The 17,901-nt window shown below is 45.7% G+C and carries 9 protein-coding genes; 4 read left to right on the forward strand and 5 right to left on the reverse strand.

Annotated features, from left to right (window positions below):
• Positions 1-89 precede the first annotated feature (89 nt).
• Positions 90-206, reverse strand: coding sequence for a photosystem II reaction center protein I (locus tag QT990_RS12260; protein ID WP_039887172.1), 117 nt, complete (start codon positions 204-206; stop codon positions 90-92).
• 78 nt (positions 207-284) lie between these two features.
• Positions 285-2,285 (reverse strand): hypothetical protein, encoded by a 2,001-nt coding sequence (locus QT990_RS12265; protein WP_333305162.1) that lies wholly within the window; start codon positions 2,283-2,285, stop codon positions 285-287.
• Positions 2,286-2,467: 182 nt separating this feature from the next.
• Between QT990_RS12265 and QT990_RS12270 the strand changes: the two genes are divergently transcribed.
• Positions 2,468-6,400, forward strand: coding sequence for an alpha-mannosidase (locus QT990_RS12270; RefSeq protein WP_333465287.1), 3,933 nt, complete (start codon positions 2,468-2,470; stop codon positions 6,398-6,400).
• Between the two features lie 141 nt (positions 6,401-6,541).
• On the opposite strand, the gene QT990_RS12275 is transcribed toward QT990_RS12270, so the two are convergent.
• Complete coding sequence (locus QT990_RS12275; protein WP_333140295.1) at positions 6,542-7,129, reverse strand: cytochrome b; 588 nt, start codon at positions 7,127-7,129, stop codon at positions 6,542-6,544.
• A 255-nt stretch (positions 7,130-7,384) separates the two neighbouring features.
• A complete protein-coding gene (locus QT990_RS12280) occupies positions 7,385-7,522 on the reverse strand; it encodes a hypothetical protein (RefSeq protein WP_333305164.1) in 138 nt (45 codons plus the stop codon).
• Between the two features lie 387 nt (positions 7,523-7,909).
• On the opposite strand from QT990_RS12280, the gene QT990_RS12285 reads away from it, so the two are divergent.
• Both QT990_RS12285 and QT990_RS12290 read left to right on the forward strand, forming a co-directional pair.
• Positions 7,910-11,863, forward strand: a complete 3,954-nt coding sequence (locus QT990_RS12285) for a PAS domain S-box protein (RefSeq protein ID WP_333140299.1) — start codon at positions 7,910-7,912, stop codon at positions 11,861-11,863.
• 50 nt (positions 11,864-11,913) lie between these two features.
• Complete coding sequence (locus QT990_RS12290; protein WP_333140301.1) at positions 11,914-12,042, forward strand: hypothetical protein; 129 nt, start codon at positions 11,914-11,916, stop codon at positions 12,040-12,042.
• 243 nt (positions 12,043-12,285) lie between these two features.
• On the opposite strand, the gene QT990_RS12295 is transcribed toward QT990_RS12290, so the two are convergent.
• Positions 12,286-16,737 (reverse strand): tetratricopeptide repeat protein, encoded by a 4,452-nt coding sequence (locus QT990_RS12295; RefSeq protein ID WP_333465288.1) that lies wholly within the window; start codon positions 16,735-16,737, stop codon positions 12,286-12,288.
• Between the two features lie 214 nt (positions 16,738-16,951).
• On the opposite strand from QT990_RS12295, the gene rpiA reads away from it, so the two are divergent.
• Entirely contained in the window at positions 16,952-17,668 is a 717-nt protein-coding gene (rpiA, locus tag QT990_RS12300) for a ribose-5-phosphate isomerase RpiA (protein ID WP_333140306.1), read from the forward strand.
• The last annotated feature ends 233 nt before the right edge of the window (positions 17,669-17,901 follow it).

Consider the following 17,901-nt stretch of genomic DNA (forward strand, 5'->3'; position numbering starts at 1 on the left):
CAAGTTTTGTTCAACTAATTTTTGCGGGTTTGTCGGCTGTTGCAGGGGCTGCGGTGACGCGCCCCTACTCTGCGGTCGAGATAACTTGTTTATTCCATGTCTCTGCGGTTGGGGTTCCGGGCTGGGTCATTGGACAAAAATCCAAATATGAACAGGGAAACAAAAAATAAAACAACTACATTAACTACGATTTTGAGGGTTAGCACTGTGGGAGTCTCCAAAGATGGCATAATACTGAGCTGATTTGCTGCTGTTGCCGCAACTTTTTTATCATAAGCTAAAGATTAGTCAATTTTCTCTTTGCTTTTGAGGATTTTTGGCAAGTTGATTTTTGCCCAATTCCAGAGTTGCTCGGCGATGTTTTCTAACCGCAGCATGACTCGATCGAGCCATTCGAGCACTTGTTCTAGGGGGTGCTTAATGTATCCCATCGATTCTGCTTTTGTTTCTAAGTATTCGCCTTCCGGTTGGACGCCTGCGCTGTGATTTTTTGGTTCGGCTGCGGGGGGGGTTGTGGGGGTTGCGGGGGTGTATCTGCGGGTTGGCGCGGTGATTGCTGCTGGGGATTGGTTGTTTTGTCGGGTGTTCGGGTTTGTGTTTTTTGGCACTTGGGTTTCCGGCGCGCGCCCTGGGGTTGATTCTGCTGCGAGTGCAGGGCTATTTTTTTGAGTAACTGCTAAATCAGATAAATCAGATGCTGTTTGGGGTTGACTTTTTGGGCTTTGTGTCAGCAAGCTCTGTTTTAGCTGCCCGAGCAGGCGGTGAAGTGCTTCGGGGTAAGGGGAGATTGAGACTGCGGTCGATAGACCTTCTGGCAATTCTCCTACTTCTGCAATTTTCTGCTTGACTTTTGGACTAGATTGTGATACCAGAGTTTGAACTACTGCATCGGGTTCGGAACTTCCTTCGATTAAATGCTCCGGTGCAGCTTCCCCGAATAAGTCTTGCCACTTCAGCCACGGTCGATCGACCTCTGGGCTTTTTTGCGTGTTTTTTTCCTCTTGAAGCTGTTGTAAATAATACTTAATTGACAGGGATTTCTCCGTATTATCACTTGCGGCTGTTTCTTTGCCTAGGAGGTGGTCTACTGACGACCAAATAATTCCTTCGATGTTTCGCGCGTATTTTTCCAGGATTTCGCGGGCGGAAAAATCTAAATTGCCGTCTGTGCCGGATGTATTAATTTTTACTCCGGGGATTTCTGTTGGTGCGGCGGTTGTTTTTAGCGCTGGCGGTAGGGTTAATTCCTCGATGTTGACGGCTGCGCGATCGAGTAATGTAACAAAGGATAGAGGATTGCTGACTAGACGATCGAACTTGCTGTTAAAATTAGTTTCTAGTTTTGGGGTATTGTGGTCGATCAAATTCGATGCAGCAATTGACTGCAGTGCGGTTTTTGCTTCGATCTGGGCGCGGGCTTTTTGGACTAGGATGGCATTGCGGTCGATCGATTTTTTAACTGCGAGGATTGATTCTCCAAACTGATTTCTTTTGAGAGCAACCGGACTCGTCTGAAGCCAGGCCATCAATTCCCAAAAACGACGCATCGGCGGCAACTGCGCTTTTTTGGCTGCCGACTCCAAACCGAGATTAAATTTTAATTCTTTTTGGGTAATTTCCCGCCGTTCGGGCCCGCTGTTGGCAATTTCCCAAGTTATGCGACCTTCGAGCATTTCCTGCTGTTCGGGTGTCAAAATATCTAATATCTGATTTTCTCTTCCGACCAATACTAAAGTGCGGGCTGGGATAAAACTGGCAATTCCCTCAACTTTCGGTTGGGGTTTTAATTGAGTTTTAGCAAGCGGGTGTTCTAAGACGGAAGTTGTTTGATGCTTTGCGGTTTGTCCGCTAAAATTGATGGCCGGATGTAAATTGTTAGCAGTATTTCCCTGATTTATTAACAGCGGGAAGCTGGCTAAAGTTTTCGCGGTTTGCGACGAGTTTAGTAAATTTTCGGCGAGGTGCAAAATTTCGGCGATCGAACTTTCCTCGGAAGTTTCGCCCTGATACCAATTTTGTTGCCCATCGGGATTTTCGTCACCGCCAAATTCTTCTTGTAGTTCCGGTAAATCTACTTTTTGACTTGATTCCCGCAACTGTCGGCCCAGCAGTCGGGAACTTTGCACCAGCAAATAAGCTGGATAAAGCAGAATTTGGGTAGCCGTGAGAGTTGCTTCTTTAATTTGACGCCAAGTTCGATCGCAATTGTCAGCGACTTGGCGGGACTGTTTCGATATAAAATTTAATAGTCGGCTTTGGTATGGGCCGTAGTAACCGTTGGACATAAGTTTAATTATTGAATTCAGATTTTTGATTCGCGCCGGAATTGCTGAATATTGCTGTAAAATCAAAGCGAGATCTTAATCGCAGCTTCAAACCCTCTGAAACCTTTATTTCTTCGCGTCCTTTGCGTCGGGGCGGTTCAATCTGATTTTTGATTAATACACAATTCCTATTTTAGCGAAATATGAGCGCTTCTGTGTCACCTGCCAGCAACAATATTTCTGCCACTGTCGAAAAGTTGCGCCGCCTCAGTCAAGTGGAGGTTCAGTCTGGTTGGAGGTACTGCGATTCTGACTCGGCTGTCTCTTCGGTAAATATTTGTAACAGCCCTGTTGCCGAACTTAACGGGAAAGGACATATTGCTTGGCCGTCTGGGAAGCAAGTTTTGTATTTGGGCCAGCAATTTGTAATTCCTGACAATTTGCAGGGCTATCCTGTGGTTGGTTTGCGGTTGCTGCTGGGCTTGACTTGGTGGGCAGAAGATGCTCAAATTTTTGTCAATGGCGAGTTAGCCGGACAGGGAGATTTATTTGATTTTGCCGATCGAGTTTTGTTGAGTTCGTCGGCTAATCCCGGAGATGAATTTTTAGTAATTTTGCGGTTGGTAAGTCCGGGTCACGATAACGGTGCTTTAGTGCGATCGATTTGTTTGTACGAAGCTGCTGACTCTTCTTGTTTCGATCCGGGTTTTGTGGCTGCCGAATTAGAGATTTTGCAAAATTCGCTTAGTCGAAATTTAGAAATTGAAAATTCCCAATACCTCCCCACCGAAATAATAGCAAATACCCCCCGGTTTGTCAAGGGGGAAATGCTGAAATCTGAGATTGATTTGGCGCTTGGTTTGATTGATTGGTCGGCGGTGTGCGATCGCGAAAAGTTCGATCGCTCGCTGTCTGTTTTGCGGCACAATTTACTGGGATATCTTCGAGCTTTTTTGGGGGATTTAGATGAGGGAACCGCAGAGGGCGCAGAGGCCGCAGAGGGAGGAAGAAGGGAGGAAGTTTCGGAGGTTGGAGAAAATAGCGATGCTACATCTATATATATAGGAGAAAGTGGTGAGCTGACATCTTTTTCTGGGGATTTAGATGAGGGAACCGCAGAGGGCGCAGAGGCCGCAGAGGGAGGAAGAAGGGAGGAAGTTTCGGAGGTTGGAGAAAATAGCGATGCTACATCTATATATATAGGAGAAAGTGGTGAGCTGACATCTTTTTCTGGGGATTTAGATGAGGGAACCGCAGAGGCCGCAGAGGGCGCAGAGGGAGGAAGAAGGGATGAGGTTTTTGATGTGGGAGAAAATAGCAATCCGACATCTATATATATAGGAGAAAGTGGTGAGCTGACATCTATATATACAGGTAAAATCTATTTGGTGGGTCACGCTCATTTAGACTTGGCTTGGCTGTGGCCTGTCCCGGAAACTTGGGAAGCGGCCAAGCGAACTTTTGAGTCGGTATTGAAATTGCAATCGGAGTTTCCCGATTTGATTTTCTGTCATTCTACTCCGGCGCTTTATGCTTGGATGGAAGAACATCGGCCGGACTTATTTGCTGCGGTTAAAAAACAGGTGGCCGTCGGACGTTGGGAAGTTGTCGGCGGGATGTGGGTAGAACCGGATTTAAACTTGATTTCCGCTGAGTCAATGGTGCGGCAAGTTTTTTACGGACAGCTTTATGCAAAAGAAAAATTTGGCGAATTGATGCGGGTGGCTTGGCTACCGGATACTTTCGGTTTTGGGTGGCAATTACCTCAGATTTTGCGGCAAGGTGGAGTTGATTATTTTGTGACGCAAAAGTTGCGGTGGAATGATTCAACGGAATTTCCGCACGGTGCGTTTTGGTGGGAAGGGTTGGACGGTACTAAAATATTTAGTATGATGTCTCCTCCCATTGGTGAAGGCATAGAATCTGTGAAAATGGCAAGTTATGCTTTTGACTGGCAAGTTAAGACTGGTTTGCAAGATGCTCTTTGGTTGCCTGGGGTTGGCGACCACGGCGGTGGCCCGACTCGTGATATGTTGGAGGTGGCGAAACGCTGGAAAATGTCGCCTTTTTTCCCGAAGTTGGAGTTTGCGAAAGCGGTTGATTATTTGTCTTTGATTGAGAGTCAGTTTTTGCCGGAAGTTGCGACAACTACGCCAGAAAGTGATGTTCCCGAATCGGACAATCAGGAGATTTTGCGGGCGCTAGAATTGTCAAACTTGTCGGCAATTTCCGCAACTAAGCCCGAAAGCGATGTTTCTGAATCGGATAATCAGGAGAATTTGCGGGCGCTAGAATTGTCCAACTTGTCGGCAATTTCGGATGCAAATCCTCCCATCTCACAACTCAAAACTCTTCCCGTTTGGAAAGACGAACTTTATTTAGAATTCCACCGGGGTTGCTACACGACTCGCGCCGACCAAAAACGCCAAAACCGCCGCTGCGAAGAATTGCTCTACCAAGCGGAGTTGCTGTCTTCGCTGGCCACTATTTGTACTGGTGCGGTTTATCCGAAATCTGAGTTAGAATCTGCTTGGAAACAAATTTTGTTTAACCAGTTTCACGATATTTTGCCCGGTTCTGCGATCGCCCAAGTTTATGCGGATGCTAATCTAGCTTTTGCTGAGGTCGATCGCACTTGTCGCGAAATCCTGCTAAAATCTTTGGATGCCATCTCGGCTCAAATTTCTCTCCCTTCCCCTCCTGGGCCCGACGCTCAACCAATTTTGATTTTCAATACTCTCAATTGGTCGCGCTCTGAGGTTGTCGCTGTACCGCTTCCCGATGCCGCTGATTCAGCTTGGCAAATTTACGATTTTTCGCGACGGCGACTGGCTTCGCAGATTGTCAGGGGCGATCGACCGCAATCGCACTCTACACTGTTATTTTGGGCAAATAATATCCCCGCCGTTGGCTACCAGGTGTTTTGGCTGTGTCGCGAAGACGCTCAAACTGTGGATAATGCGTCCGCGAGTCCAGAAACTGAAAAAAAGACAGAGTTATCGAAACTTACATACGGTATAGCACAAAAAAACACACCTTGTCAAGAAACGCATTTTGCAACCGCAGAAATGGTGTTAGAAAATGAATTTATTCGGGCAACAGTAGACGGCAAAACCGGGGATTTATCCAGCATTTGGGATAAAGTAAATAACCGAGAAGTCCTGAATGCAGCCGGTGGCAATCAACTGCAAGCATTTCAAGACAGCGGCCAATATTGGGATGCTTGGAACATTGACCCAAATTATGAAAAACATCAACTACCAGCGCCGATACTCAAAGATATTTGTTGGGTAGAGGAGGGGGAATTACGGCAGAGTTTGCGCGTAGTCCGACAAATTGGCAAGTCGGAGTTTTGCCAAGATTATATAGTAGAAGTAGGTTCGCCGCTGCTAAAAATCAAGACAGTGACAGATTGGCAAGAAAAGCACGTTTTAGTAAAAGCAGCCTTTGGGTTAAATGTAGAAGCAGATTTTGTAACTTGCGAAATTCCCGGCGGTGCGATCGCACGCACAACTAAGCCGCAAACACCCGCCGAAAAAGCCAAATGGGAAGTGCCGATTTTGCGCTGGACTGATATCAGCAATGATGGTTTTGGAGTGAGTTTGCTCAATGATTGCAAATACGGTTGCGACCTTCAACCAAATCAAATTCGGCTGACATTGCTTCGGGGTTCGACTTGGCCGGATGAACAAGCAGATGTAGGAGTTTCGGAATTTACTTGTGCAGTGTATCCCCACAGCGGAAATTGGCAGGATGCCGACACAGTTCGACAGGGGTACGAGTTGAATTTACCGCTGCTAGTAAAGGTGTTACCCAAGTTAGAGGAAAATGGCCACAAGACTCTGCCGACAGTTGGCAAGTTTTTGGATTTGTCCGCCGAAAATTTAGTGTTGATGGCTTTCAAACAATCGGAAGACGATTCTAATGTGTGGATTTTGCGGTGTTACGAGTGTCATGGTGAAGAGGCGAAGTTGGAATTAAAGAGCGATTTGGGTTTGGCGATTAGTCACCCCGTCGATTTATTAGAACAACCCATAAATTTGCCCCAGAAGTTAGATGATGGGACAAGTTTCACAATATCACCGTGGAAAATAGCGAGTTTTGCAGTCAATTTATCATTACCAATTCAGATATAGCGGTTCTCAAGCGTGGTGAGGTATGCCCTATGCCCTATGCCCTATGCCCTATGCCCTATGCCCTATGCCCTATGCCCTATGCCCTATGCCCATGAGTACCTCCTATGAGAGCTCGAAAGGCTATAGTACCCCATCGCAAATTTATCCCACCTTTTGAGACTTTGGGAACTTAGTGCTAACAAAATTTGTCAACCTACGCCAATTAGCTCTCACAACTTTCTTCTGCTCTAAAATATGCAAAATTACGAACGCTAAAAATGTGTACGCCAGCCAAAAATGCAAACTCCTTCCCAGATCAACCATTGCGGAATTCTGCGGAAACACATCCGGCAAAACAATGCCGAAAAATTTCACATTGTTACTTTTGAAAGAGTTAGAAAAAAAGAAACCACTAACCGGAACTAGCCACATAAAAACGTACAAACTTGCGTGCAGAGCAAAATTTTTGTACCATTCCTTTGTAAACTTTGGCAGGCGTTTCGTATATTTTTTCCACCATACCCGGAGGAGAGTTAAAATCCGCCAAGTCAGCAAAGCCATTGTCAGCACGGCTACGGATTTGTGAAAATCGTACAGGGGGCCTCGAATAAACAATTCTCTCGGCAATTGAGCCATAAACGTACCGGTAATAAACAGCACTAAATAGCAAGCTGACATTACCCAGTGTAAGGACATCAGTTGTTTGAACGCAGAATTAAGTCTGGGTTTCGCAGCGGGTTGGATACTCACTTTTTCTTACCTCCTTAGCGTTTGCTGCACAAGATTAAGTATAAACTATAGGACTAAAGCTCGTGGCCGATTGTGCATTATAAGATTTACTTAACTTAAGTATTATAAATATTTATTAAACAGTCTAATTAATTAGATTCACGATCGTCAATCGATTTTAGATTTTAGATTTTAGATTTTAGAGGCGACCCCACGGATAAATGCTCTTTCTTGAGAATTTTCGATTTTCGATTTTGGATTGATTCCACGGATAAATCACGTGGCGGATACCACATGAAGAAATTCTTGGTCATTCCCAACACAAAACATCGTACTGGGGTCGATCGCCTCCCAAGCAGTTTTCAGGTCGAGTATCCCCAAAGCCACCGCACTCATCTCACCCGATAATTGCAACCGTCGCCCGGTTCATCCGCAGCCCCGGCCAATATCCCAAACCGAATCCGAAGTAGGTCAGTCCCAATACTAGGTATTTGAGTGTTATCGTATATACTTAAAATCAGTGATTGCCGGTTTTTTTTATTGTCTAGGATGCTAAAAGTACAGACTGGGTAATTGCAGCTAAACCTGCTGGCATTGCAACTAGCGGGAAATATCGTCGGCCGACCGTGTACCAGCTACAAACAAACACAGTGGTTGCATTGGGAAGCGAAAATCAGGGTGCTGGACAAGTGGTAATTTTGTTACAAGTTGTAACTTTTTTCAAACAACAGGTTTAATTTAGTTTCACAAAAAAGTTAAATTCCAGAAAGTAAAATTAATTACAGTCGAGTTAAGCTAAAAGTGTTTGCTAAAAAAAGTAATTCAAGCAACCCCGAAACCAACTATTCTCACTTGCTCGACACCGACGGCAACTTCGCGACAGCCAAACTTTCGTGCAGCCAACAAGTCGAACAAGATTGGTATGGAACTCTCTACGAGAATTTTCCGGGCATTTACTTCGTTCTAGACGCTTTGGGAAGAGTTTTTTCGCTCAATCAATTCGGCGCGTCTCGCCTTGCCTACAAATCGCAGGAATTAATTTGTCATTCAATTTTTAACATATTTTACTGCCAAGAGCAAGGCAAAATGCAGGCAGAATTTGCCGGATTGGCCCAGCCGGAAAACGGTACGCCCACTCCAAAAATTGCCTATTGGGAAGGCTGCTTGACTTGCAAAGACGGCAAGATTATTAGAGTAAAAGCAACCGCGCGCCCAATGCCGACGGTAGATTGGAAAATAGAGGAAAATACTAATGGTCGTTCAATGGCGAATTTCCAACGGCCGGCTATACTGTTAGTTTGCGAAGAAATTAAGGCTGCTTCGCAGTCACCCAGGTCGCCCAACCAGAGAGCAAATTGGCGCAGTCCAACTTTAGCGATCGCAAAATTAGCCAAAAGTCAACTTAAAGAACGCCACAATATAGAAGGCTTCATCCGCGAAGTAACAGAAACCGCTGTTAGTATTGTCAACTGCGATCGAGCCAGTATTTGGCTGTATGGCGAAGACAAAACGCAGCTTCACTGCATCGACCTTTACGAACAAAATACTAAACTCCATTCCGTACAAATCATCATCACAGCAGCCGACTGTCCGGCATATTTTCAAGCTTTAAAATCTGCCAGTGCGATCGCTACTGTGGCAGCAGAAAATGACCCGAGAACGCGAGAACTTGTCAGTCTTTATTTGCTCGATCGGGGCACGACTTCCCTGTTAAGCGTACCGATTGTGCTAGCAGGTAAAATGGCGGGAATAGTCAGCGTTGAACGCCAGGGTTCCGACGGTGATTGGACGGAAGAAGAACACGAATTTACGCAAATATTAGCAGATTTTGTATCCTCAAGTTTGTCAGCTAGCGAAAAGTTAAAATTAGAAGCATTGCGACACGAACAGCAGCAAAACTTGCTGACGCAATACTACGATCAACTCGAACAAAGAGTAGAAAGACGCACTGCTGAACTCAAAAAAGCTAACCAAAAACTGCAAAAAGAAATAATAAAAAGAAAAGAAGCAGAAGCCGAACTACGCCTGCAGCAACAAGAACAGCAAATTATTTTTGATTCCGTGCCGGCGATGATTTGGCTCAAAGATACCGAAAGTCGCCTGCTGCGAATTAATCAAGCCGCCGCTGCATCGAGAGGTTTGCCTGCTGCTCAATTAGAAGGTAAATCTTTTTATGAAATATATCCTGACGAAGCAGAGCAATATTATTTAGAAGATTTGGAAGTAATCAATTCTGGCGTTCCCAAACAGGGGCAAGTCGAACTATTACCAACAGCATCGGGTCAAAAATGCTGGGTGCGGACAGATAAAATACCTTACCGCGATGAAACAGGTAAAGTCGCTGGCGTAATCGTGTTTGCAGTAGATATTACTGATTTAATTAGAGTCGAAAAAGAACTGCGAGAATATCGCGATCGCCTCGCACAAAAAGTCGAGAAACGTACTGCTATGTACAGGCAAGCCATGACCGCTTTGTACTCGGCAAATACGCAATTGCAACAGTTAATTAACAACAGCTATTCGGCCGGCGAAAATGGCAGCAGCCAGCCAGCAGCGCGCTTGCTCGAATGCGAAGCTTATTTTGAAGCAGTTGCTGTGGCTGACCGCGACACAATTTTGAGCGTCAGCAGCAATTTTGCCCAACTTTTCGGTTACGAACCTGCGGAAATGGCGGGAATGAGCTTGCTGGAACTACTGTCGCCCAAATCATACAAACAGGCGTCGCAAATGATTTCTGCAGCCAGCAATACAGTCTGTGAAACTATTTTTCTCAAGCGAGATGGAACTGCTTTTCCTGCTGACGTTCGCAGCAAATTCGTATTTTGGGAAGGTCGTTTAGTACAGGTGAAAGCAGTCCGAGACCTCACGGAACGCAAATTGACCGCAGCAGAATTAGAGCGATCGCGGTCTCTGCTGCACGCTACCTTAGAAGCAACGGCAGACGGCATTCTCGCCGTTACTACCGCCGGAGAAATGATTAGTTATAACGAAAAGTTAGTCCAAATGTGGGGAATTTATGAAGAAGTTAGAAACTCAATGGATAGAACTGTGCGGCTGGCATTCCTCACTAAGCAAGTTAAAGATCCGAGGGCTTTTTTGCAGAGAGTTAAAGAATTTTATAGTGATGCGGAGTCGGAAGGTTGCGATATTCTAGAATTTAAAGACGGCCGCACTTTTGAGCGCTATACGCAGCCAATTAGAGTCGGACAAAATATTATTGGCAGGGTGTGGCGCTTCCGCGATATTACCTCTCGCGAAAAGGTAACGGCAATGTTGGGAGATTCTCAAAGGCGCTTTCGGGCAATTTTTGATTCTTCTTTCCAATTTGTCAGCTTATTGAAACCCGACGGCACTCTGCTGGAAGCTAACCAAACTTCTCTGGATTTTGCGGGAATTAAGCTACGGGATGTTGCCAATAAACCGTTTTGGCTTTTGCCTTGGTGGGGAGATTCTCAGGAAGTTCGCCAACAGTTGCAAGAGGCGATTTCTCGATCGGCAAAAGGTGAATTTGTCCGCTATGAAGTGGAAGTTCAAGGTGTAAATCGGACGGCAACTGTTGATTTTTCTCTCAAACCGGTCGCGGATGAAACTGGCAAAATAGTCTTGTTGCTGCCGGAAGGCCGGGACATTACTCAAAGTAAGCAAGCCCAAGTCGCGCTGCGGCAACAAATAGAACGGGAACGCCTGATCGCACAGATTCAATCGCGCATCCGTTCTTCTCTGGATCTCCAAGATATTCTCAACACTACAGTAGCGGAAGTGCGGGAGTTTTTGGTAACAGATCGCGTGCTGGTTTTCCGCTTCCGACCCGACTGGAACGGAGATGTGGTGGTGGAGTCGGTTGCAGAAGGATGGATGCCACTCAAGGGGATGGGAATTGAGGATTGCTGTTTTGCCACTACTTACATCGGACAGTATTTAAAGGGTCGCATTCGCGCCATAGAGGATATTCATGCTTCTAATTTGAGCGAGTGTCACCTTAATTTTTTGGAGACTTGTCAGGTGAAGGCAAATTTGGTAGTGCCGATTGTCCAGCAGGGAATAGAACCGAGGGAAGGTAACAGCTCTTGTCAAGTGCCGAAGTTGTGGGGTTTGCTGATTGCCCACCACTGTTCGGCACCCCGCCAGTGGCAGCAGTTTGATGTGGATTTGCTGAGTCAGTTGGGGACTCAAGTGGCGATCGCGATCGAACAATCTTTACTTTACCAGCAGTTAGCTGCGGCCAACCAGCGGTTGGACGGGTTAGCGAATTTGGACAGTCTGACTCAACTAGCTAACCGCCGCCGTTTTGACGAGGTGATCAATCGAGAATGGGAACAGTCGAGCTCTTTGGAACCGCTATCTTTGATTCTGTGCGACATTGACTGTTTTAAACTTTACAACGACAATTACGGCCACCAAGCCGGGGATGCTTGTTTGCAGCAAGTGGCGCGGGCGATCGGGGAGGCTTGCACAAACGCACCCGCAGAACGCCTTTATTTGGCTGCTAGGTACGGCGGCGAGGAATTTGCGGTAATTTTGCCAAATACGGATGTCGTGGCTGCACAGGCGGTTGCGGAGGGAATCCGCAGCCGCGTCAAAGCCTTGGCAATTCCCCACATTAAGTCTGTTGTCAGTGATTCTGTGACTCTCAGCTTGGGAGTTGCGACCGTTTCGCAAAGTCAAAATTCCCCAAAAATGTTGATTGAAGCTGCGGATAAGGCATTGTATCGAGCTAAGTCGGGCGGGCGCGATCGAGTGGCGATTAGTGAGTAATCAGGTTATTTTTGATTTTTGATTTTTGATTTTTGATTTGGGAATTACTGATGAAGCTGCTGGTTGGGAGCTTGTCTACAGTTGCATTCTTGTTTGAAACTGGTATTACTAAAAAAACGATCGCCCTAACTGGCATAAAGTTAGTGCGATCGCGGTACTATGAATCAGCTATGTATTAATCAGACTCGGCGCAGAATTTTTACGCATTTTCACGGATTTTTTTACAAAACTTTACTGGGCGTTGGGTAAAAATATCCAGAAATCGTTTTTCTCTACCTGATATCTCTTTTTTTATTGAACCGCAGAGGGCGCAGAGGGCACAGAGGAAGAGAAGAGAGTAAGAAAGGAGTTCACTAATGATGAGGGATTGCTATGCCAATGCCCAATGCCCAATGCCCAATGCCCAATGCCCAATGCCCCACCTATTTAGCTAACAGTTTTTGAAACACTTCATACATATCCTCAGCCAACTTTTTAGGATTCCACAAAGGTGCGAGATGTTCTGGCTGCTTAGATTTTACTAAATGCTCTTTCACCGCATTTCTGAAACCCGTATCGCGGCCAAACTTAACTCCCCACTGCGTGTATTCCTCCCAACTCCACGCCGCACCAACATCAAGATTTGCACTTTTCAGAAAAGCGTAACCCATCCGCGAAAGATATTGGTCGCCCGATCGAGTTACCACTGGCAAATTCGCCCACAAAGCCTCTAAATTGTGAGTCCCGCCGTTGTAAGGATAGGAATCTAAAAGCACGTCGGCTACATAATAAATAGCCCGATGTTCTTCTTCACTTCGGGTTTGCCCTATAAACTTAATCCGAGCAAAATCTACTCCCTGAATTTCGCATTCTTGGCGGTAAGTGCTGTGAATAACATCGGGGTCGCCTTGACCTTTGCGGATTAACACACTATCTGGTACTTCCTTCAGAATTGTAACTTGAGCTCGTACCATTTCTGGATTGGTTTTTCTCCCTGGCGCAACGCACAGATAAGTCATTTGATCTAAGCCAATTCCGAGAGCATTTCTAATCGCCTCTCGATTCACAGGAATGCTTTGCAGTGCGCCAATTGCTACCGAACCACCAGGCAATCTTACTAACTGTTCTAAGTAATTTTTTTCAACACCAGGGGGGTGAGTGTGTTCGTCGCACAGAAAGTAGTGATTATCTGAAATGTAGGGTGCGTCGAATCCCAGCCAAGAAACGCAAATTCCCGCAGGATATTGATACAGCACTTCGACATTTGTTGGGACTGTCATCGAGTCTAAGTCTATCAAAACATCCAAGTTGTCTTGCGCTACTTCGGCGAAGATTTCACCGCCATCAGCAAAGCCGTTTGGATATTTTTTAGGCCAGTAAAACTTGCCCGCCATGTCTTCAAACCGCTGCGTAACCTCATCTCGGTGGAGTTTCCCGGTGACGTAAAGGTGAACGTGGGGGGTGATGTGGCTTAATTCGCGAATTAAAGCTTCGCTGCACCAGCCTACTGAGTGGCGGCGAAAGTGTTTGGAAAGGAAGCCGATTTTTAAAGGACGCTGTTCTTTTGTTTGGTACTTGGCTAGGTTGCTTCTGTTAATTTCCTGGCGCTTAGGAACGGCTTTTTGGTAGTATTCTTTGGCAATGAGTCTGTAGAAACTGGCATTCTTTTCGCGGTTGTCTCGCAGGTGAGAAACTGCAAACAGGAAGATTTCGTAGAGCAGTTTTAGTTCGATCCCGCTAAAGGTTTCGACCTTTTCGTAGCAGAGTTTTTCGATTTCTTCGAGTTTCTGAATTGCCTGTTTGCTGACACCTGATTGCAGGTAGGAAAAGACGTAGGCTGTAGCTGACATGACTGGGGCGACATCGCCGCAGTTTTCGCAGTATTTGTCGGCTACGCTGCGGGCTCCGGCGAGGTTGGTGGAATGGCTTAGCAAGTCGCACAGTTGTTGGTAGGCTTCGCTAAATTTGGGGTTGCATTCGATCGCCTTTTCAAAATGGGCGATCGCCTCCAACGGCTTATCTTGTTTTTGAATGTGTCCCATCCGGCAGTAAACCTCTGCCCAATTCGGTTTTAATGCCAAAGCTTGCTGATAGCTGGCTACAGCTTCTTCCAGCCGCCCCTGCATGGAAAAACAATTGCCGAGGTTAGCGTGAACTTCCGGCCAGTCGGGCTTAACTTTCAGAGTGTTTTGATAATTAGTAATCGCTTCATCGTACTTGTTTTGCTGTAAAAAAGAGTTGGCTATATTGAAGTGCAAAACTTCTAAATGTGGCTTTAAAGCTACAGCTTTCTGATAGTAAGCGATGGCGGCGTCGAGATTTCCTTGTTGCGATCGCGCGCTGCCGATGTTACCGTAAGCTTCGGCCCAATCCGGTTTAATGGCGAGCGCTTTTTCGTAGCATTCGATGGCTTCGTCGCGCTTTCCTTGGCCCAAAAGTCGATTACCTAAGTTAAAGTGGAAGTCTGCACCGACTAGCTGCGGGTTGAGTTCGGATGTTCTTTTAAAACAGGCGATCGCTGCTTCGATGTTGCCGTGTTGGTGATATACTTTCCCTAAATTCCAGTGAGCTCCCGCTAAATCGGGACTCAGGGCGATGGCTTGCTGGTAATGGGCGATCGCTTCTTCCAAACGCCCCATTTTGAAATACATACTGCCGATATTGGCGCGCACTTCCGCAAAATTTGGCTGCAATACTAGGGCTTGAGAATACGATCGAATTGCAGCTTCAGTTTTGCCTCCTGCTTGCAAGGCATTGCCTAAAGTGACGTAAGCGTAGATGAAATCCGGTCGAATTTTTAGCGCTTGCTGACAAGCTGCGATCGCCTCTTTAATTTTACCTTGAACTAAAAAGTTTTCTGCGAGTTTATTGTACGGTTCTACTTCTTGAAAATTGGCAACTTGTCCGCTATCTGGAACATTGAGCGAGGTAACTTCTTCGGAAAGTTCAGCGGGGTTGGTAAACGGAGTATTTAAAGTCTGAGTGGTGGGCGCTGCCGGCAAATTGATACTCGAAGGCTGCAAGCCGTAGCCTTCATCTTTGTTGACAGATACTGGTTGCGATTCCCCTGATTCTGTTTCTAATTCGATAAAGTTGCTGTCAGTAGTTTGCCGCTCTTTTTGTGCGATTAAACTCGCTAATTTCTCAGCAGCGCTGGCATCTCCCGGTTGCAGATGCAGCACTTTTTGATAGCAACTAATTGCTGCATCTAAGTTTCCTTGCTGCTGCAAAACGCTGCCCAGCATCATATTTACCGAAGACAATTGAGGATTAATTACCAGAGCTTTTTGGTAATAACTGGCAGCCTCTTCCAATTGCCCTAACTTGTAATACATACTGCCGAGATTCGCGCTAGCTTCGGCAAATTCCGGCTGAATTTTTAAAGCTTGCAAGTAAGCTTGAATTGCCATTTCCAGTTTGTCTTGACTGTGCAGGGCATTGCCCATTGTCAAGTAAGCAGGAGCAAAAGTGGGTTGAAACTGAAGAGCGACATTACAAGAGGCGATCGCCTTTTCAAATTCTCCTTGTAAAACATAAACTTCCGCCAACTTTTTATGAACTTCTGCATCTCCTGGATTAAACTCTAAAGCTTTCTGATAATTCTCGATAGCGCCACCGAGATCACCCTGATCTTTCCGCCAATTTCCCTTTTGAAAATAATCTCTCACTGCCTCTAAACCTACTAAATAATTCCCGATCATTTGCTCTGCCACTCTTACAGGTTTTACACTAATACTATTCAGCCATTCTACCCACTTTCGGGAACGTACAGACCAAGTACACCCTTGATTTATATATTCTACCTGCTGTCTTAAATGATTTTCAGCAGTGGCGCTGCCCGCACCCAGGTTCTCATTTAAAACTCCGACTATCGCCTCTAAAAACCGCCTTGTATATCCCTCCCAATCTGCGTTGCCCGCCCGCTTCCAATTAGTTATCGATGCAAAATTTTCCACGCCTGACATTGAAACTAGACGGGCAAAGCCAGCAGTTGTTTCCGGCAACGCTGCCAATTCACTCGTCACCATCCGGCAACCGCAGGCCATCGCCTCCATCACGGCAATAGATGAGGTTTCCAAATAGGTATTCGGGTAAGCTAAAACCGCGACTGAACGCAGTTGCCGGACGAGTTCGGGTTGCGGTACGGAACCGACGTACTCGACGCCTTCTGTTTCCTGGCACTGGCGGTAAAGTTGACCGAAAAAAAGCTTGTTATCATTGTCGTCTATTTGGTGTACTTTCATGCTTGAAAATACTTTTAATCTGGTTCCGGGGACAGCTTGACGAATTTCGGGAAAGACTTTTAACAAAATATCAAGTCCGCGAAATGGAGTGCTGGTGTAAGCTAGAATGGGCGGTCGAGATTTATAAGAGAGGATAGAAATATTATCGGCGAAAATGTTAGCAAAACAAGGTGCGATCGCATTTCTTAAAACACAACTGCGATTAGAGTCAATCCCAAAGCGCCGATGAAATTGCTCGCGCTGCCAGTCGCTGACAAATACAAAGGCATCGCAAGCATTGATTTCTCGCTCATTCTTAAAATTTTCGAGGAATACAAAGCCCGGTTCGTTATGAATCCACAAAATTAACTTAGTTCGATGCCCCAAAAGCGGTTTGATTTCCAGCGCTTTGCCGACTATATTGACTATAACTAAAAAATCGAGCGATCGCAGCAATTCTAAATTAGATTTGTCCCCCACCCTGCGCCTGCAATCAACGCCGCGCCACATCCCCGACTCGGAAGTATTGTTGAGCAAAAATACCTCATTTCCCTGTGCAGCCAACGCCTCAGCTAAGTAACAAATAGCCGACTGAGTGCCACCCAAAGGTTTGCAGTAAGGAGTTTCAATATTGTAATCCCAAGTGTAGGTATCGAGAAAGCCGATTTTCATTGTGGCAATTATCCACCGATTTGTGAACTAGATTTTTTTTATTTAACCGCAGAGGACGCAGAGGGCGCAGAGAAAAAAGAGAGAAGTTCCCACTTGAAATAATTTGCGAGTTCCCTCTCTTCTTCTTCTTCCTCTCTGCGTTCTCTGCGCTCTCTGCGGTTAAATAAATCCATAATAAATGGTATAATCTTAAAACTATTAAGGAGTACCGAACATGACCACAGAACAAGATCCCGTAAAATTGATGAAACAGCAAGTCGGCTTTGCTGCAGCCGATCGCGTAAAATCTGGTATGATTGTCGGACTCGGCACCGGGTCAACTACAGCTTATACTATTCAAGCATTGGGCGATCGCATAAAATCCGGTCAACTCAAAGACATCAAAGGAGTTCCGACATCTTTTCAATCAGAAGTGTTAGCCAAACAGTACGGAGTACCCCTGACAACACTAGATGAAATTGACAGAATTGATGTGGCTATTGACGGCGCTGATGAAGTAGATCCCCACCTCAACTTAATTAAAGGTGGCGGCGCAGCCCACACCCGCGAAAAAGTAGTCGATTACCTCGCCACTCAATTTATTGTAGTAGTTGACAGTTCCAAAATCGTAGATAAATTGGGTTCGACTTTTCGCGTGCCCATCGAAGTTATACCGATGGCATTAACACCAGTGATGCGCGCCATTGAAAAATTGGGTGGCCAACCCGAACTCCGCATGGGTGTGAAAAAAGCAGGCCCCGTAATTACCGATCAAGGTAATATGGTAATAGATGTCAAATTTGATGACATTGCCAACCCCGGAGAAATGGAAAAAAGCTTGAATAACATTCCCGGTGTGTTAGAAAATGGTTTGTTTGTAGACTGTACCGATTTGGTTTTAGTCGGGGAAATCCAAGACGGAAAACCCGTAGTACGGGAGATTTCTAAATAGTCAAAACTGCCCACTGGCGGTCAAAAACTCTTTGTGGAACAGGCATCTTGCCTGTTCAGGAGAATGCTGCAATATGGGAGTTAAGCTGTAGGGCATCTAAATTGTATTTTTAGGGCGGGCTTTCTGGTCCAACCCCTACTCCCCACAAGACTTTTCTTAAATTTGACTATACAATTTAAATGCACTTGGGCTTACCTTGACTTTGATTGTCAAAATTCAGGGGTTTAAACTCC

The organism is Microcoleus sp. T3_B1 (assembly GCF_036700445.1).
Taxonomy (GTDB): domain Bacteria; phylum Cyanobacteriota; class Cyanobacteriia; order Cyanobacteriales; family Microcoleaceae; genus Microcoleus.